14 protein-coding genes and 1 pseudogene are annotated in these 20,503 nt (G+C 33.9%); 12 read left to right on the top strand and 3 right to left on the bottom strand.

All coding sequences use genetic code 11. The features are described from left to right. The first annotated feature begins 460 nt into the window (after positions 1-460). From CD30_RS13425 to CD30_RS13405, 5 genes are all read left to right on the top strand, one after another. A complete protein-coding gene (locus tag CD30_RS13425) occupies positions 461-934 on the top strand; it encodes an IDEAL domain-containing protein (RefSeq protein ID WP_036177875.1) in 474 nt (157 codons plus the stop codon). An 858-nt stretch (positions 935-1,792) separates the two neighbouring features. Beyond that, positions 1,793-2,731, top strand: a complete 939-nt coding sequence (locus CD30_RS13420) for a nuclease-related domain-containing protein (protein WP_036177873.1) — start codon at positions 1,793-1,795, stop codon at positions 2,729-2,731. A gap of 545 nt (positions 2,732-3,276) precedes the next feature. After that, complete coding sequence (locus CD30_RS13415; RefSeq protein WP_036177871.1) at positions 3,277-4,548, top strand: nucleotide sugar dehydrogenase; 1,272 nt, start codon at positions 3,277-3,279, stop codon at positions 4,546-4,548. A 118-nt stretch (positions 4,549-4,666) separates the two neighbouring features. Then, a complete protein-coding gene (locus CD30_RS13410) occupies positions 4,667-5,392 on the top strand; it encodes a WecB/TagA/CpsF family glycosyltransferase (protein WP_036177869.1) in 726 nt (241 codons plus the stop codon). A gap of 812 nt (positions 5,393-6,204) precedes the next feature. Further along, positions 6,205-9,507, top strand: a complete 3,303-nt coding sequence (locus CD30_RS13405; RefSeq protein WP_036177867.1) for an S-layer homology domain-containing protein — start codon at positions 6,205-6,207, stop codon at positions 9,505-9,507. A gap of 213 nt (positions 9,508-9,720) precedes the next feature. On the opposite strand, the pseudogene tnpC reads toward CD30_RS13405, so the two are convergent. From tnpC to CD30_RS13390, 3 genes and pseudogenes are all read right to left on the bottom strand, one after another. Continuing rightward, a pseudogene (tnpC, locus tag CD30_RS20790) lies at positions 9,721-11,305 on the bottom strand (IS66 family transposase). A 49-nt stretch (positions 11,306-11,354) separates the two neighbouring features. Next, the gene (gene tnpB / locus CD30_RS13395) at positions 11,355-11,708 is read right to left on the bottom strand and encodes an IS66 family insertion sequence element accessory protein TnpB (protein ID WP_036177865.1); all 354 of its coding nucleotides are present in this window, start codon (positions 11,706-11,708) and stop codon (positions 11,355-11,357) included. Beyond that, complete coding sequence (locus tag CD30_RS13390) at positions 11,698-11,892, bottom strand: hypothetical protein (protein WP_036177863.1); 195 nt, start codon at positions 11,890-11,892, stop codon at positions 11,698-11,700. The genes tnpB and CD30_RS13390 overlap by 11 nt, the downstream gene beginning before the upstream one ends. Positions 11,893-12,708: 816 nt before the next feature. Here CD30_RS13390 and CD30_RS13385 point away from each other — a divergent pair. From CD30_RS13385 to CD30_RS13355, 7 genes are all read left to right on the top strand, one after another. Then, positions 12,709-14,199, top strand: coding sequence for a TolC family protein (locus CD30_RS13385; RefSeq protein ID WP_036177861.1), 1,491 nt, complete (start codon positions 12,709-12,711; stop codon positions 14,197-14,199). 176 nt (positions 14,200-14,375) lie between these two features. Continuing rightward, positions 14,376-14,873: a tetratricopeptide repeat protein gene (locus CD30_RS13380; RefSeq protein ID WP_036177859.1), complete on the top strand. Its 498-nt coding sequence runs from the start codon at positions 14,376-14,378 to the stop codon at positions 14,871-14,873. A 15-nt stretch (positions 14,874-14,888) separates the two neighbouring features. Next, positions 14,889-16,463 carry an O-antigen ligase family protein gene (locus CD30_RS13375; RefSeq protein WP_036177857.1) on the top strand — a complete coding sequence of 525 codons (1,575 nt, stop codon included), beginning with the start codon at positions 14,889-14,891 and terminating at the stop codon, positions 16,461-16,463. A gap of 50 nt (positions 16,464-16,513) precedes the next feature. Next, on the top strand, positions 16,514-17,482 hold the full coding sequence (gene gmd / locus CD30_RS13370; RefSeq protein ID WP_036177855.1) for a GDP-mannose 4,6-dehydratase: 969 nt from the start codon (positions 16,514-16,516) through the stop codon (positions 17,480-17,482). Positions 17,483-17,497: 15 nt separating this feature from the next. Next, complete coding sequence (locus CD30_RS13365) at positions 17,498-18,448, top strand: GDP-mannose 4,6-dehydratase (protein WP_036177853.1); 951 nt, start codon at positions 17,498-17,500, stop codon at positions 18,446-18,448. Positions 18,449-18,469: 21 nt separating this feature from the next. Next, positions 18,470-19,255 (top strand): ABC transporter permease, encoded by a 786-nt coding sequence (locus tag CD30_RS13360; protein ID WP_052126215.1) that lies wholly within the window; start codon positions 18,470-18,472, stop codon positions 19,253-19,255. Then, positions 19,255-20,478: an ABC transporter ATP-binding protein gene (locus tag CD30_RS13355; RefSeq protein WP_036177850.1), complete on the top strand. Its 1,224-nt coding sequence runs from the start codon at positions 19,255-19,257 to the stop codon at positions 20,476-20,478. Before CD30_RS13360 ends, CD30_RS13355 begins: the two co-directional genes overlap by 1 nt. Positions 20,479-20,503 lie beyond the last annotated feature (25 nt).

The following is a 20,503-nucleotide window of genomic DNA, read 5'->3' as shown; positions in this document are numbered from 1 at the left end:
TCAAGAGCACTATTTATGTGATCCAAAGAAAAGCGTATCCGCTCGAATCCATACAGCAGCTCTAACGAAAAAACACATCCGCTCCAATCAGTCGGCTATCCGCCCAAAACGGCAAGCTATGCGATCCAGAGCACTTTTTATGTGATCCAAAGAAAATTTCGCCCTAAAAAATCCTACACCACAACCCACATTCTCAAACAATCCCCAATACCCAACGAAAATTCTAAATGCCAAAAATTCCGACCTCTCCTAAGTTTGAAAGATGAAAAGTGTGGGGAATATATCATTATCACCACATGTATTTCGTATGATAATAATAACCACAATTTAACACATGAAAGTGCGATTAAATTCTCATAAAGAAACCGCATAAAACTATTAATCTGCAAACGCTTACACTTGGGTAACATACGAAAATGTGTTAAAATGTCATAAAATTCGAAATTTAGGAGGGGGATATATGGTTCATGTTCAATATATAAAGCCTTTTTATACGAAGGTGTCGGGGGATAACTTACGCTTGGTATTTGCTTATCAATACTTCTCCATTATTAAAGAAAACGAATTGTATCACTTCATTCCAGTGGAAGGGAAGGAAATGATTATCAATCTGAACACAATGCAGATTGAAAACCTGTCTGAAGTCTTTGTGTTCCAAAAAGGCAATCGTTTTATTCGCTACCCATTATATCAATTACTCGTTCAATCAAATGTACATGATCACCTGATGCCAATTATTGACGAGGCGATGTCACAAAAGCAACAGCTGAACCTTGTACCGATGGAAAATGAGACGGAAATCGATCATATTATCAACTCACTAGAAGAAAAAAATCTCGAACGCCTAATTGACGAAGCGCTTACCGCAAGAAATGAAAAACTTTTTTATGATTTAGTGGTAAGAAAAGAAAAGTTGAAATCAAAAAGTAGTTAAGAGCTACATCGAATTTCAGAACCCATCCACCAACATCCACGAATAACGAATTTTTGAATTGCTACGGAGGAAAGGCAGCATGATGGACTTACAAAACTTATATTCACAATACGCGGTCGCATTACAAAATATGATTGTCACACAAAAATAGAAGCACCTGCAATCCAATAAGGAGCAGGTGCTTTTACTATTACAATAGAAGGCATGGATGAAAGATCCAAAAAACTCGGATATTCGAATCTATTAGAAAATCATTCTATAAAGGGAGGGGAAGCTATGCGATTTGATAGGCAAAATCAAAATAACCGAAATTCAGTTCATTAAGAGATAAAAAAATGAATGACCAAAACAACAATACCAGAACCAACAATCCCGAATATCCAATCTGTTTTACTTAAAGAATAGTGTTTTGAATCTTTCATTCATATCCCTCCTTCTGTTGTTACACCCTATTATTACCAAATAATGAACTTATTATACATAGTTTCTATAATTTATTCGAACATTGAAAAATTGTACATTGCATGAATCTTAGGATGATAAAATTTAATCATTCTAGAGCCTTCGTACTATATTGAATGCAAACGAAATATATAAAAACAACTTATGAAAATATCGTTGAGGAATATGCATCTTAAAGAAATATAATTGGGTTCAACAAATCTATAATGGGAGCTTGATAGAAGACCTCTCTCAGAAAAAGTCCATTTGAACCGATACGATAGGGTCTCAAAACCCACCCTCCAAAAATCGATTTTGCCAATCAAAGTTCCTCCCAAATAAAAAGTTTCCAGAACCACTATTCCCATCCCCTTCGAAACTTGATATCTTATAAGCAAAAAGGAGAGAAGAAGAAATTTGATCGCAAAACCATTTTCAAGCTACGATATAACACTCGGACTTACCGCTCTTAAAAATCGCATCCCTCCCACACACGAAAAATATCCTACTATAATAGAAGAACTCTCCCGCTACGAAGCTGGCGAACAAGGGGAGCAGTATATTCTTCAACTACTTTCAGAAAACGAACTCCCTAAAAACACTTATGTATTACACAATGTTCAATTCAAATCGAAGGTAGATGTGCAGATTGATGTGTTGATTGTAGCACCAAGCTTGTGTCTCCTATTAGAAGTTAAAAACATCAAAGGGTTTCTTCATTTCAGAAAAAATCCAAGACAACTCGTGCGTGAAGAAGAGGACGGGAAATATCAGATTCTAGGAAGTCCAGAAATCCAGCTAGAACAATATTGTCTAGGGCTGAAACTTTTACTAGAAAGTATGAAAATAAAAGCACCTATATATGGTGTGATCGTATTTCCATTTAACAACGCAATCATTAAAACACCATCAGATATATTTCCAGTAAAAATTGGTAGAGAAATAATAACTTATCTATGGAATCAATCAGAATCGCAAAAACTAATTGATACAGAAAAATTGGTTAGAATACTAAGTAACATTCCTTATGAAAGTACTACTTTTCCGTTATGTAACAAATATGAAATTAAAAGAAATGAAATTATCTCAGGAGTAGAATGTCCGCAATGTGGAACCATTCCAATGGTAAGAACGTTAAGAACATGGTATTGTCCAAAATGTAAAAAGAGTAATATGCACGCCCATGAACAAGCATTGAAGGACTATTATATGCTAATAAACAAAACTGTCACAACGCAAGAAGCTGTATCTTTCTTACAATTAAGAAACAGACATGAAGCTAAAAGAATTCTAAAAGCAAATAGTTTAGAAAGAATTGGCGCAACTAAATCAAGCAGATATATATTAAGTAATTAGACGCTTCGAATAGCATCTAATATAGGCTAACAAAAATTATGTGACCAAATGTTTAGATAAGTGATCCAATGAATTACTTATCCGCTCAAAAGAAAGTTATGTGACCAAAAGCGAATGCTAAGTAATCAAGAGAACATATTAAGTGATCCAATTAATTAGACAAGCGCTCAAAATCCATGTTTATGTGCTCGAAAGGTGACTTTAATATTTTAAAAAGTGGCTATGTGATCAAGAGAAAGTAGTATACGACCAATTATAAGAATAAGTGATCCAATGAAGCGCTTGTTCGCTCAAATAAAAAGTATGTGCTTTAAACCTGGTTTTTAAGTACCCATAATGAAGACTTATATGATCAAGTATATTTAGTATGCGCTCAAAACCTCCGGTCTTGAACAATGTAACAATGATTTAATTGAATTTTAATTCACAGACCAACTCGAAAGTTGTATACTAAAATGCAGGATTGAACCAAATAGGTTAAAATTAACGAATGAAATTATATAAACATAATTGTTCTTAATATTTGAAAGGAAGTAACGATCATTATGACAAAGAAAATTTGTGTTGTTGGGTTAGGGTATATTGGCTTACCAACAGCAGTTATGTTTGCAAACCACGGTGTAAAGGTGCATGGAGTGGATGTGAATCCAGCAGCCGTACGAAGCATTCAGGAAAAGCAATTACACATTGAGGAAAATGGCTTACAAGAACGCTTAAATAAAGCGGTAGATGAAGGATTCTTAACTGCCTCTACTACACCAGAGGAAGCCGACGTGTTTATCGTTGCTGTTCCTTCACCAATCAATCCAGATAAAACAGCGAACCTAGAATATGTTCGTGAAGCAACTAAAGCAATCGTTCCTTATGTAAGAAAAGGAAACTTAGTAATCCTTGAATCAACAGTTCCACCAAAAACTGTGGAGCGTATTATGATTCCTGAATTGATCAAATCAGACCTAGAAATAGGTGTGGATTTATTTGTATCCCATTCACCAGAACGTGTTATTCCTGGTCGTATTTTCGATGAGTTAGTGAATAATGATCGTATTGTTGGTGGAATTAATAAAAAATCTGCTGAAATGACAAAAGAACTATACGAAACTTTCGTTAAAGGAACAATCCATTTAACAGATGCAACGACTGCAGAGTTAGTAAAAGTAATGGAGAACACATATCGTGATGTAAATATTGCTTTTGCGAATGAACTAGCAAAAATGGCAGATTTGTTAGACGTGAACATTTGGGAGGCAATTAAATTTGCGAACTATCACCCACGTGTAAATGTCCATTTCCCTGGCCCTGGTGTTGGGGGACACTGTATTGCGGTAGACCCGTGGTTCCTAGTAGAGCTTGGTGGAGAAAAAGCGCAAATCGTTCATATGTCACGTAACACAAATGATAATATGCCAGCATTCACTGCACAGAAAACACAAGCCATTTTAAACCAAAATAAAATTGCAGGTGCAAAAGTAGCAGTGCTTGGACTAGCATTTAAAGGCAATGTCGATGATATGCGAGAAAGTCCATCAACAGAAGTTATATACGAACTTCAAAAATTGGGCTTAGACGTCGTGTCTTATGATCCACATATAAAGGAAAATAAACATGTAACACAAACGCAAAGCTTAGAAGAAGCGACAAAAGAAGCCGATATTCTTTTATTCTTAACGGATCATAATGAGTTTAAAGAATACAATCCGTTATCAATCTCAGCGCGAAACAAAATTGTGTTTGATACGAAAAATTGCTTAAACCGTGAAGCTTGGCAGGAAGCAGGCTTCCAATACCACTTACTTGGTGATTCTAAAAATAAATAGTTGAACCTAGGCAGTGTGCAATGAAAGATGCATGCTGCCTCTTTTTTTGTTAAGATGGAAATAACTAAAATAAAAACCATCACTTCCATAGGTGATGTAATGGACGGTAGAATTCAATATGAAAGAAACAGTACTAGGTATAAATGTAAATACAGAAAACTATGATGAACTGATCCCCATGATTTTCGACAGAATTGAAACAAAAGAGAAATCTCTAATTGTTGCGATCAATCCGGAAAAGATTATCAAAGCCAAAAATGATCCATCCCTTAAAAAATTACTTAACGATGCGGAATTTCAAATTCCAGACGGTATAGGGGTAATCCTTGCTTCCAAAATTCAAAAAGGACAAATTACTTCACGGGTTACAGGTGTGGATATGATGATGCGACTTTGTGAAGAAGCGGCGAAGCGACAAAAGGCTATCTTTTTATATGGAGGAAAACCTGGGATAGCAGATAAGGCTGCTGAGAAGCTGAGGGAGCTATATCCAAGTATCATTATTAGTGGGACACAAGACGGCTATGAAAAAGATAATGAAAAAGTTATTGCGAAAATAAATGAAGCAAAGCCTGATCTCCTATTTGTAGCTATGGGAAGTCCAAAGCAGGAAAGCTGGATCAATGCAAACCGAGAACAACTTCACCCAACGATTTATCAAGGGGTAGGGGGTTCCTTTGATGTATTAGCTGGTAACGTAAAACGCGCACCAGAGGCATTCCAAAAAATCGGTATGGAATGGTTCTATCGATTAATGAAGGAACCAAAACGAATCAAGCGCCAAATTGCATTACCTCTCTTCTTATTAGAAGTGGCGCGCGGATCAAAGAAAAAGCAAGTGTAATAAAAGAAGGATTATCCAATCGAGAGAAAGAACTGCTCAAAGTGGGTAATCTATGCAAATAAAAATAATCCTGTAATCTTTGTAATAATTTATTGTTAAAATGTAATAAAGGTGGTACACTGTACTAGAAGTAAGATTTTCTCTATGATATATAGTAATTTCCCTGCAAGGAAAAAAACGGTTGGTAGCCCGAAAAGAAGGTCTAAGTAGCTCGCACTGCTTAGACCTTCTTTTTATGCATAAATTAGGAAACTAGTCATATAATAGTCGAGGGATTAAAGCTACTTAGGGATAATAACAAACCACTAAAAACCACTTTAAAAGAATGACAATTACTTAACGTATAAATAACAAAAATAAATTTCAAATTACATGAAACTTCTTCAGAAACCACCCGTCTAATTACAATGAAACTATAATTCTCCAATATTCCTAGTAATTTCACGATTAACCAACAAAATAATACTATTTCTACAATAGTAAATAGAATTGCTAGACTCCTACATTATTAATTTTATATTAACGATACACAACCTAATAGTTATATTAATATAGTGATATGATAATTGTGGGAAGAATCTATTGGTTTTTTATATTTTTTTATGTAATAATCTATATAGATTTTAAGTTATCCCGTAGCATATAAACCTAGTTTTTCATTTATAGTTACAATTATAATAAAAATGTAATTTGTGCTAAAAAATGATTGACAACTAATTTATATACTACTAAACTTTTATGTGTACTAGTTTATCTACACATAAGTGTCGGGTAACTAAAATTTTAATTGAATTAGAGGAGGAAATCTTTCTATGGCTAACCAACCAAAGAAATACAAAAAATTTGTAGCATCTGCTGCAACAGCTACTTTAGTAGCATCTGCGATCGTGCCTGTGGCATCTGCAGCAACACCTTCAGATATCGCTGGTAACGACCACGAACAAAATATTAAAGACTTACTAGAATTAGGGTACGTATCTGGTAAAGCAGACGGTACATTCGCTCCAAACGAAGCTGTAACTCGTGGACAAGTAGTATTAATGCTTGGTAAATGGGCTGAAGCTCAAGGTATAGAAGTACCAGCTGACTACTTAGAAAAAGAATACTTCACAGATTACCCATCATACTTAACTGATGACAACAAAAAATACTATGCTTTAGTTAAAGCTGCTGGTATTTTCGAAGGTTATGAAGACGGTTCTTTAAAACCAGCTCAAAACCTTTCTCGTGTACAATTAGCAGTAGTATTAAACTCTGCTTACGAAGCTGTAACTGGTAAATCTTTAGTAGATCTTGCTGGCGACACTTCTGACGTAGTATTAGGCGATATCGATGCTATCTACGCTCCATATCAACCAGCTGTATTAGCAATGAAAAAACTTGGTATCACAGCTCCAGCTAACTTCAACCCAACTGGAACAGTAACTCGTGGCCAATTCGCTTCATTCTTAAACGCTACTATTAAAGCTGAAGCACCAGCTGGCGAAGCAGCAACGGCTATCCAATCACTGACAGCTACTGGTAAAAGTCAATTAACAGTACAATTCAATGGTTCAGTTGACACTGAAGCTGCAAAATTTGCATTAGCACAAAGTTCAACAGCAATCGCTGTAAGTGATGTTGATTGGAATGAAGAAAAAACAGAAGCTGTATTAACAGTTGACGGAACTTTCTCAGATGCAACATACACATTAACAGTTAGTGGTGTAACTGAACAAGACTTAACAGCGACAGTAACAACTACTCGTGAAAAAGTAACTACTATTGAATTCTTATCTGACAAATTAGTATTAACTGGAAGAGAAAACACTCCGGTTGCTGGAGGAGAAGAATACAAAGAAGCTATCATTACTTTTGCTATCTATAACCAATACGGCGAAGATATTACAGAATCTGTAAACGAAAGTTATTTAAAAGATTTAGATGTGAATGGTATCGATGTATATGAAGATGCAAATCAAACATATGTAAAAGCACCATATGTAGAAGATGGTAAGTTTGTTGTATGGGTAGACGGAGATGAAGATGATGATGCTACTGGTTCTGTAGAATTTACTTATGAGCGTAATGATGAAGAAATCAACGTGAAACATGATGTTCAACTTTCAGATGAAGGTGAACCTGCTCAAGTAGAAATCGTAGGATTATACAGCCCAAATGATGATGAGTTAAATGTAGAAAATTTAGAAGATCGTAACGCTGAATTCTCAATTCTATTCAAAGTAAAAGATCAATACGGTATTGAAATGGATGCGGAATTTGCAGATGATACTAATTCAAATGCATCATCAGGCGATACTACAATGTTAGAACAAGTTAGAGAAGGACTTTCTGTTGATGTATCAGATGATGATATCTTTGAAATTGAAGATGCAGATGATAATGGTTCTGGACACGGTCTTGACGGTGTAGAAGTAATTAACGTAGATGGTGAATACTATTTTGCAATTGATATCTTCGCTGATGATATAACAGATGTTAAGAGTGGAGATAACACTGTAACATTCAGATCACAAGCTACAGGTGAAGAAACATCACAAGTATTTACTGTTGCAGATAGTGGTGAACCACATAGCATTGAACTTGGCTTACCAAATGAAGTAATTGCTGGTGATGAAGATGTTTTACTACCAGTATTTGCTTACGATGCTAGCGGTGAATTAATAACAAATGCTAAATCTTTAAATGATGACTTAAGTGAAGATAAAATTCTTGTTAAACCAGATAATGGTTTAGTAAAAAATGCGACTGGAAACCAAGCGACTGATTTCACATTTGTTGAGAAAAATGGTCAAGTATACTTGAAATTCAAATCTAGCGACAATCTAAGAGATGAAGCAGAAGAATTTGATATCGAGATTGAAGTTGATAAATCTGGTGTTGAGAATACACTAACTTTATTTGTTGAACCAAATGCTCACCCAGAAAAAATTGTAAAAATCGCTGATAATGCATTAACTTATATTGCATCAGGTGATACAACTACGATCAAATTTGAAGATATTGTTTTTGAAGATCAATACGGTCGTATTTATGATGATTACTCAAACGATGCTGCAAATCATAATGCTGCACCAGCTGATAGTAATCGTTCTTGGGAAAAATATAAAGTACGTGCGAGAGTATTAAATAATAATATCATTGCATCAGGAGATTCTACTGAAGTTGTTAATGGCACAACTTACCAAACAATTAACAACAACAGTGACGGTAAGTTTACATTCACTGCAAATGGTGGGAATGCAACAGTTGAATTTAGCTTAGTTGGAGAAGATGTTCAAGATAACCCAATTTTAGATACATTAGATGTAACATTCCGTACTGTAGAGTTTGAAGACTTCAAGTCATATGTTGTAAAAAGCGATGGAGTTGTAGATGCTATCGATACAAGCGATGATGCGGGTATTACAGTTTATGGTGTATTAGGTAACGGACTTGAAATTGAATTAACAAACCCTAATTCATATCAAATTATACCAGGAAAATATTTAACAGGTGATAGTAGCACAGGAATTACTGCTTCTGGATCTTATAACAATGTTTTAACTGACGAAGGCGATAAAGTTGAAACAGAAGTTACAGTAATCATTAATGAAGATGGTACTTCAATTACACATGCATTAACTCTTGTTAATGAAGAACCAAAAGTTTCAGCAAGATTTGCTGTTGTTGATAAAGACTCATTAGGAAACTCATTATTAGAGGATATTACTGTTGATTATAGCACTGTTAATAGTAATGATGGAGCATTAAAACTTGATGAAATCATTAATGAAATCCTTTCTGAAGGTAAATTCGATGTTGAAGATCAATTTGATCAAGATGTTCTAAAAACTTATGATGCTAATGGTAATGACTTAAATTCTAATTCAGGTCCACGTAATATTAACGTGACTAACGGTGAAGTAACATTCGCTAATGGTACTGATACAGAAAAAGTTGTATTTACAATCTCTGATATTAATTCTAACAATGATAAAGGTGTTGTTACTGGCAACGCTAGTCAAAACCTATCAGTTGATTTAGGTTCTGATGGACTTGAATCTGGTGATTCGTTCACACTTACATTATCAATTGATGGTAAATCTCAAGCAATTAAAGTTTTCCTTCAATAATTAATATAGTAATTAACAAAAACTCTATGGAAAATTCCATAGAGTTTTTTTATTTCTTGATGACATACACATGTAATTTAGGATACAGTAAGCCCGAAATAAAAAATAGAAATAAAAAGTAAGCCCGAAATAAAAAATAGAAATAAAAATGGCGTACCTTAGGTACGCACGACGAATAACCTTCAATCCGTTACTTTTTGGGATAGAAGGTTATTATTTTTTACATGTTCCTTGAATCAATTTTGACCAAGGCATGTAGTTATGTAAAATTTCCGGTTGCTGATGAATCGGTAAGTTTGGAAGATCCGTTAGTAATTTCACGAGGTATTGATAAAAATCAATCCCGTTGGCTTTTGCAGTTTCCGCTAAACTTAAACAAATTGCATTCGCTTTTGCACCAGCATCACTAACAGAGAAAAGCCAATTTTTTCTCCCTACTACAGTTGGACGTATTGCATTTTCAGCTGAGTTATTATCTATTTCAATTCTACCATCCGAAAGAAATGCTTTTAATTCCTCTACACGATTCAACGTATACTCTGCTGCTTTCGCTAATGCATTCTTCCCATAGAAAGGCGATTCTTCAACCCATTTTATAAATTCCTCAACTATAGGTTTTGAATATTTCTTACGTAATTTTCGTCGTTTCCCTGGTGAACAATTCCTAAACTGACGCTCAAGCTCATACAGCTGATCACAATAACTAACCCCAATGCGACCATTCTTACTGTCTGCCTTTAACCAGTAACGTCGAACATGAGCCCAACAGTTAGCGAATGTGATATTCGGTAATTTATCGTAAGCTGAATATCCATCTGATCGTTCCTCTAAAGTTTGTTGTGAATTCTTCCAACACCATACGTGCTCTGGTTAATGCGCTTTGGAAAAGGACAATGACTGGTCCTTGTGAAGGTACAGTTTTGAATACCCAGTTATATGCATTAGATTGAGCGGGTTTCCCATCGGATCTATTTATGACCTAAGCGTAAGTTTCATCAATATGAAGAATTGACTTTGTAAGGAGCACTTTTTTCAACTTGTTGTAGATTGGTAACAGCCATTCTTCTGATACACGAATTACCCAGTTGGACAGATTTTTATCATTCGTTAGTAACCCTGAGCGCTCCCATTCTTTCACTTGACGATATAATGGTAGAAATTGAATGAACTTATCATAAACTAATTTGGCTAACACAGTTGGTCCTGCAATACTGCGGGGAATAACCGCCATCGGCGCTTTACCACGTTTAATTTGTGCTTTTTCAGCTATATCTGTTTTACAATGTTTGCACTCATATGCATGCTCTATATGCTGAACACGAACCATCTTCGCTGGAATATATTTGGCTTCTTCACGAACAATATTGCTACCGATTTCATGCATATTCTCGTGACAACAGCCGCATTGAAGATCCAAAGGATGATGGTGAACTTCTTCAATTTCTACATTTTCCTTAAATGAATCATTGCGTTTTTTGCTTTTGATTTTACGTACAACTGTATAGCTGACAGTCTCCGTGCTTTGTTCTTCTGTGTGCTCAGATTCGCTAAAAGACGGATCAACTTCGAATAAAGAACATTGTCCATCTGGAGCTTGATACTTTGATTTTTCTGACTTTGATCCATATAATGCTTTTGTTAAATGGTGAATTTGTTCTGATAAGTATTTGTTTTGGGCTATAGATTGATCTAACTTTTTTGATAGCTCTTCATTTTGTTGTCTCATAAAAGCTACTTGATCTTCTAATAATGCTATTAATTTATCAGTTGAATTTTTATTACTCATCGCATTCACCACATTTCAGTACAGTTTATCTATGTTGATTATACCATCTGAAATATAGTGTCTAAAAGACACCTTTTGAAGATTTAGTAATTGCTTTCGGTTGGGCTATGGATAGACCTTCTAGCAACCAGCGTAATTCTTGTTGTGTTAAGTTCTGAACTTCAGCTTCGTTTTTTGGCCACTGTAGCTTCCCGTTATCAATACGTTTATATAGTAAAGCAAATCCATCACCATCAAAATATAAACATTTATAGCGATCACGACTCCATCCAGAGAAAAGAAATACTGCATCACTATATGGATCAAGTTGAAAGGTATCCTGTACAAGTGTTGCTAATCCATCTATTCCTTTTCTCATATCTGTACGGCCACAAATGATATAAATATTTTTCACCTTAGTAAAATCATGAATCATGTTGGCGCAACTCCCTAATAACCGTTTGGATCACATAGTTCTTAACATCAGGGTAGAAGGAGACTTTCATATGATTTGCTTGAATAACGCAAATTGGTTTTGCAGGTGTACGACCTGCATAAGTTGAAGAAGTTGAAGTGGATTCCAATTTGACTGGAACGATTGATACTTTGTCGGTAGACATAAAAAGCACCTCCCTTGTAATTGATACCTTTATAATACCGAGAGGTGCGATCTGAAAAAATGCGTTATTTGATTACGGGCTTACAGGATACATATCATTTGGTGTGAAGAAGTTAGATTAAATTTTCCCGTATAGTGAATTTATATTACCTAAATAAGAATTAAACAATACAAAAACTGAGACTACGGGTAGGACAATATATGTTTCATTTAAAAAGACTTTGTATGATGGTCCTTTTTTATAGAAATCGTCGGTACATTTATATGTGGTAACGTTTCTCTCTGATAAAGTATGATCAATAATAATTCCAAACAGCTAAACCCCAATAAAAAATAAACAGTCTTATAAAAAATTAAACCAAAAGATTATTTGATGGATATTACTCAGATGCTTAAGTTGTCGAATATGTAACCAAGAACTACAAATCCAGATAAATCATAATGATAGATCACTAATAAAATAAATATTTAGGACTATTTAGGACATAAAATTAAATTTAGAAAGACCTCTATTCTAGAGGATTGTTCAAAAGGTATGAATGGTTATAAAATCTATGCATAATATCAAACCAAAATAAGTTGTTGATTCCGCATCTAGTGCGTTAGATACATTCCATTAGTTCGCTAGATTAGCACTTGTGGAAGTATAAGGGTGTGGTTGTATTAAATGATAACTGATGAACTGACTATGACAAATCATATAAAAAACAAGGCATTTAGTTGAATCGAATGATTTTTACATTTATACTATAAAATAGTTAGTATCCATTGGAATAAAGTTATGAGAATTCTATTTTAGAAGAGAGTGAAGAAAATCATGAAAAAGGGAGTATCAGTTGGAGTAACTACGATACTGTTACTAGGTAGTTTATCCCCAACAATCGTTTCTGCAAAAGCTAAGCAAGCACCACTCAATACAATTGAGGAAGGTAATCATATTAATTACGATGCTGAGACGGATATTTTTGTCGAGCGAATTAAAGTTGATTCGCTTTCCTTAGAGGAAGCTGTTCGATATGGGTTGAATAGTGCATATTCCTTAATGGAAATCGACTATAACTTGGAACTATTAGATGAACAGGAAGACCAAATGGAAGACCGCGTATCGGTTACAGAAAGTTCCCTTAACTCGGCTATTAAAGAGAGAGATGAGTTACAAAAACAAATCGACGCAACTACGCCAGATACCGCTACAATGGACACGGCTTCAATTGATTTTGCTAAGGAAATAAATGAGTTAGTGGTTAGTTTAGACAACATTAATGTAGATATCAATGATATCGAGGCACCCATGTCACCCTCAACAGGGTTAAGTGGTACTATTTCCAACTTAACAAGATTTCTAAATGAGATAGAAGCCTATCTTGTAGAATATGAAAAAAATCGAGAATATCAGTTGCTGGATGAGCAACTCGAATTAGTAAAAACAAACATTCTCACATTGCGAACACAACTTGACACTTTAGAAAATTCATTAGACAGTATCGATTTGCAAAATACATCCCTTTTTAACGATCGTATTCAAAGACGTGAACAAATGAAAGTGTCAATTGAATCTAGCTATATTAGTTTACTAATGCTTCAGGATCAGCTTGAGTTTTTAAACAATACCTTAGCAACTGAACAAAATCAACTTAATGCAAACAAAGTAAGATATGATTTAGGTCTTATATCTTACAGAGACTATGAAAAAGAAACTCGTAACATTACAGATTTAGAAACACAAATAGCCGATATACAGAAACAATTGAAAAACGATAAAACCACGTTTGCTTTAACAATTGGTATTACATATGATGAAGATTACCAGCTCGAAGAACTTGAAATTGGTGAGCTTGGTCTACTAAAGCAAGAGATTCCAACCGATGAGTTAATTAAAAATAGTTTGAACATGGTTAACGCACGAACAGAGCTAAATCAAGCTGAGGACAATTTAGATGATGTGGACGACATGCCAAATCGTACACCAGAAGATGAAGATATGGCTGAAATTAAGGTAAATATCGCAAAGTTAAAAATGGAAGCATTAGAAGTAAATTTAGAAAAAGCAATTAACAATATCTATCACCAAATCCAAGTACAATACCAAGCTATGAAAAATGCTGAAAGAGATTTAGAGGAAGCAAGAATCGACCATCAGGATTTACAAATCAATTATGACTTAGGTCTTCTTGCCAAGCAAGATTTTGATAATGCTGCACTTGCACTTGAACAAGCAGAAATGAATTACTCTAATGCGAAATATCAGTACTATTTAACGACAAAACAAGTTGACCTACTGGAAATGAAAGTCATTCCAGTACAATAATAAATTTTTCGAAAGGGTACATTGTCCATCTTAGGAACAATGTACCCTTTTTCACCTCAAAAAATTACTTTAGTAACAATGTTTACGAAATTGCATTAAAATTGGTAAAGCACACTACATAGATTTCATGTATAATAGATAATAAGTTATTTCATGTCGAAAAAAGGGTTGAGTTTATGAATTTAAGAGAATCTACAAGAAGATATATTTTACTAGGGTTGGTCGTTCTTGTCATTTTGGGCGTAGTCGTTTCAAATGTCATGGCGAGTGGGCAAGATGAACAATTCTCAATAGAAGATGCCTTATATCAACAAGCTAATCAGTTAGCAAGTGCAGGTAATTTTGAAGAAGCCTCAGTTTATATCAATGAGTTACTAAAAACAAAACCTAATTCGGAAGCCGCTAATTATTTAGGAGCTCTAATTGCTGTAAATACAGGGGAAAAAGAACAAGCAGCCATTCTCTTTCAGAAAACATTAGATTTAAACCCCTATCGAGTAGAAGAACCAATGTTCATGTTACAACTTGGAGAATCGTTCTATCAGGCTGAACGTTATGTGGATGCTAGAGTGGTTTTAACTAGATGTTTAGAGACGGGATGGGCACCTGAAGAGTTCCCAGAGTATCAAGCAACAGTTGCTGATTTACTGAGCAAAATTGAAAATAAGTTGTAAGGTAGGTATACATATATGACTTCATTTTATGGAGAATATCGTGAAAAAAATATAATCAGCGATGAAGAGGGAAATCGAATTTCCCGTGAAACTGTAGATAAGTGGATCTTTCGTTTGTTTTTGGTGTTAATAGGCTTCATGCCTTTAATCGTTCTTGGGCATGTGGAAGAAGTCGTGAGTCCGTTAGTCTCAGATACGCCACTTTTAAATTCAGGTATAAAAGGCGATCTTTTCACGCACTATAAATCAGTAGTAACGATTACCATTACGGTAATGACGAGCCTATTATTGTTAGCGAAGATTTTCTTTATGGGCGGGACCATTAGAAAAACTATACTGAATTATTTTATAGGTGGCATGACGTTGATAATTGTCGTCTCAACAATCCTATCGCCGACTATTACAATCGCAGCAAACGGATTATATAACCGTTCAGATGGTGCGTTTACATGGATATGTTATATGGCATTATTATTTATTGCAATTAACGTGCAATACCCTAAAAAAGCAGTGCATTATATAATTTATTCTTTATATCCCTTCATATTAATTAACTTTTTTATTACTACGATGAATTTTTCTGGGAATGATCTTTTAAATTATAATATAACAAGAGCTATTATTTCGCTATTTCTTCCCGAAGGAACTAACATATCTGGTGGTTCGATATTACTCGGTACGTTAAATCATTTTAACTATATGAGTGGAACATTTATTATTATGTCTATGATATGTATAGTGTGGGTATTAATTGATACGAATAAAATAAGAAAAATAATTAATTTTATAATTGCACTTATAGCAATGGCCACAATGCTAATGGCCATGTCTGCAAGTGGTTTTGTTACGTTTATTTGTATTACACCATTATTAATTTGGATAGCAATTAAAAGTTGTAAAAAAGTAACTTCATTTATTTATCTTGCACTTTTCTATTGTATTACCGCTATAATAATACATATTTTAGCATCGATTAATCCTGAAGCATGGGATGAATCAATTGGGTTCTTTGGTTTAGAAGGATTATATTCAATGGAACAGCCTGAATCAGTTTCTTATAACGGTAATGACTATGGTCTCGACCTATTAGGCTCAACGGTCCATGCCTCTGATGGGGAATTCACGTTACCAGTTTTACCAGAGAGTGCATGGTCCGCAGGGACAGGGCGTGTCTATATTTGGGAAGAAACCTTAAAGCTAGTTCAAGAGAGACCACTATTTGGTTATGGTTTAGATTCTCTAGTATATCACTTCCCGCATAATAATTTAGAAGCTAGAGGGAATTTAGCAATGGTTACCATTGTTGATAAACCTCACAGTCTTTATGTAGGTACTTTATTTGGAACTGGAATACTAGGTCTAGTAGGCTTTCTAGGAATTGTTATTTTAACGGCTTGGGTTGCAGTTAGGGAAATATTTAAATTTAATACAGAAAAAATATTGTTATTACCTTTATGTATTGCTTGGATTGCTTTTTTAATTCAATCGTTCATAAATGATTCTTTACCTGGTACAACAGGTATGATGTTTACAATTATAGGAATAGTAATGGGTATTTTATATTCTAAAGAAGAAGTCACTTCTAAATAATTTAGACTCATTATATAAATATTAATTATGAAACCTGAGGAGAACTAATAATGAAAAAAGCTTTGATAACAGGAATTACAGGACAAGATGGATCTTACTTAGCTGATTTATTGCTAGAAAAGGGTTATAAAGTATACGGTTTAGTTAGAAGAACAAGTACACCGATTATGGTTAACTTAGAACATATTAAAGATCAAATTGAATTTGTATCAGGTGATATTACTGATCTATCTTCTTTAATTCGTATTGTAGAACAAATTCAACCTGATGAAGTATATAATTTAGCTGCACAATCATTTGTAGGGAGCTCTTGGGAACAGCCAGTACTAACTGGTAATATCACAGGTTTAGGAGTAACAAATATGTTAGAAGCTGTTCGAATTACTAAACCAGATGCTAGATTTTACCAAGCTTCTTCATCCGAAATGTTTGGTAAAGTCATGGAAACACCACAAAAAGAAACAACACCGTTCTACCCAAGAAGTCCTTATGGTGTAGCAAAACTATATGGTCATTGGATTACTATAAATTATCGTGAAAGTTTCAACATGTATGCATGTTCGGGTATATTATTTAACCATGAATCACCTCGTCGTGGTGTCGAATTTGTTACTCGTAAAATTACAGATGCTGTAGCTCAAATTAAATTAGGTTTAACCAATGAACTTCGTTTAGGTAATTTAGATGCAAAACGTGATTGGGGCTTTGCAGGAGATTATGTTAAAGCTATGTGGTTAATGTTACAACAAGATACTCCAGATGATTTCGTTATTTCTACAGGTGAAACACATACAGTTGAAGAATTTGTCGAAATTGCATTCAGCCATGCAGGATTAGATTGGAGAGACTACGTAGTAATTGATCCGAAATTTGTCCGTCCTGCTGAAGTTGATCTTCTCCTAGGAGATTGTTCAAAAGCTAAAGAAAAGTTAGATTGGAAATTAGATGTATCGTTTGAACAGTTAGTGAAGATGATGGTAGATTCTGATTTAAAAAAATACGAAAATATCACTAAGTAAAAGAGTGTGATGAAAATGAGAGCACTAATTACCGGAGTTCAAGGATTCGTTGGAAAGTATTTAGCAGATCATTTACTATCACTTGGAATAGAGGTATGGGGGACTTCAAGACAGGAATCCCCCATCCTTCGTTTAAAAAATGGTGAGGTCAATGTTATTATTAATGATCTAAATCAAACAGAAGATATATATCAACTCCTTCATAACTTTAAGCCCAACTACATATTTCATTTAGCAGGTCAAAGTAATGTGAAACATTCTTGGGAAGACAAAGAAGGAACGTTTTATGCAAATGTGAATAAAACAATTTTTTTGTTAGATGCATGTGAGAAATATCAACAAGAGAATCCTAATATGAGATTGTTAACAGTAGGGTCTTCAGAAGAATATGGGAAGGTTGAAGAGCATGAGCTTCCTATTAAAGAGACAACACCATTGCGACCAATGAGTCCGTATGGGGCATCTAAAGCGGTGGTATCCATGCTAATCCAGCAATATCATAAAGCGTATGGGTTAAACGTAATTCATGCAAGACCGTTTAATCACATTGGACCAGGTCAATCTGAAGGATTTGTAACTACTGATTTTGCTAAACAAGTAGTTTCGATTGAAAAGGGCGATAAAAAGCCTATATTATTAGTTGGAAACTTATCTGCAAAACGTGACTTTACTGATGTAAGAGATATTGTTAAGGCATATTATCAGTTAATTATAGAGGGTAGAATGGGTGAAATCTATAATGTGTGTTCTCGGAATAAAAGGCCTATACAGGAAATCTTAGACTTAATAATTATCAATTCTAAGGTGAATATCGAAGTTCAATTAGATAAAAATAGATTACGACCATCGGATATCCCTATTTATGAGGGGAATAATAATAAAATAAAGAAACATATTCAATGGGAACCATCTTATCCTATAGAAGAGACAATTATAGATATATTAAATTATGAGAGAACAATATAAACATGTATTGGGTGTGAAGATTTGATTACAGCATTATGGAATTATAAAAATTTTATAATTGGGTTAGTTAAAAAAGACTTTAAAACAAAATATTTGAATTCTGTTCTAGGTTCCTTATGGACAATAATACATCCTTTGACATTTATCATAATCTATACGGTTATTTTTGCAAATGTTATGAGTGCTAAATTACCTGGAATAAATGACGTTTTTGCCTATTCTATTTATTTATGTGCAGGATTATTAACATGGAATTTCTTCGCAGAAACATGTCAAAGAATGGTTTCTGTTTTTTTAGATAATAGAAATATTCTAACTAAGGTTAATTTTCCAAAGATCACGTTACCAGTTTATATTGTAGTAACAACAACGATGAATTTTCTAATCATTTTCTGTATTTTCTTGCTTTTTTTGATTATTAGTAATCAATTTCCCTATGAGACCATTTTATATATAATACCACTACTAATAGTACAAATTATTCTATCTGCTAGTTTCGGGTTTATCTTAGGCATACTTAATGTATTCTTTAGAGATATTGGGCACTTTTTAAGTTTAGGACTACAATTTTGGTTTTGGTTAACACCAATAGTATATGTTAAAGACATTCTACCAGATTGGACATACTCTATACTTAATTACAATATAATGTTCCCTATTATTAATGGATATCAAAATATTCTTTTATACAATAAAATACCTGATTTTAACTCAATATTAGTTGTGTTTATTATTTCTGTAATTTTAATGCTAATAGGGTTTTATATATATAAGAAACTATTAAGTGAAATGGTGGATGAATTATAATGTCTGTAATTGAAGTTAGAAATTTAGGGAAAAAGTACAAAGTTTATAATAAACCATTTGATCGACTAAAAGAATGGGTATCATCGAAACAAAAACACTCCAAAGAATTCTGGTCTTTAAGAGGTTTAGATTTTGAAATAGAAAAAGGAGAATCTGTAGGTATTATCGGACAAAATGGTGCTGGTAAAAGTACGTTATTAAAATTATTAACAGGGACAATATTGCCAACAGAAGGTAGATTAAATGTAAATGGTTCTGTTTCTGCAATTCTAGAATTAGGGATGGGTTTTCATCCAGACTTTACAGGAATTCAAAATGTATTTATGACTGGTCAATTGATGGGCTTGAGTAATCAAGAGATTGAAGAGTTGCTACCACAAATTGAAGAATTTGCTGAAATTGGCGACCATATGAATAATCCTATTAGGACATATTCAAGTGGGATGACAGTAAGATTGGGGTTCTCTGTCATAACAGCTAAAAGACCAGATATTTTAATTGTTGATGAGGCACTTGCAGTTGGGGATGCATACTTTCAACATAAATGTTTTAATAGAATTAAAGAATTTTTAAATGAAGGAACTACTCTATTATATGTATCACATGATCCTGCGGCAGTAAAAAGTTTATGTAATAGGGCAATTTTACTAGATAAAGGACAACAGATAAAAGATGGCCATCCTGATGAAATTTTAGATTTTTATAATGCAAATATTGCACAAAAAGAGGCAGACTATAAAATAAGACAAACAAAGGGAAAAGGAAACAAAGTAATAACCAAATCTGGAAATTATAAGGCGGAAGTTAAAAGAGTATTTTTTGAAAGGGATAATAAGGAAGTAAATGCAGTTCAGGTACACGATACTATAGAACTAGTAATAGAAGTAGAATTTTTTGAGGATATTGATGCCCCCACTGTTGGATTTATTATTAAGGATAGGGTAGGGAATGATGTATATGGAACTAATACATATAATTTAAATTATAACTTAGGTAAATGTTATAAAAAAGAGGTGAAGCAAATTAAATTTAAGTTTAATGCAGATTTGGGAGTCGGAAATTATAGTATAACCGCTGCAATTCATAGTGGACCAACTCATGTTAGTCAAAGTTATAATTGGTGGGATCAAGCTGCAACCTTACAAATAGTTCCAGGTACTAACCCTTATTTTATCGGTGTAAATTATTTAGAAATTGAAAAATGTAAACATCTAAATATTTAAAAATTATTAGATTGGGGGTAATAAT

Origin of the sequence: Ureibacillus massiliensis 4400831 = CIP 108448 = CCUG 49529 (assembly GCF_000772965.1) — a bacterium.
Taxonomy (GTDB): Bacteria; Bacillota; Bacilli; order Bacillales_A; family Planococcaceae; genus Ureibacillus; species Ureibacillus massiliensis.
This window is presented reverse-complemented; position numbering and strand designations above follow the sequence as displayed.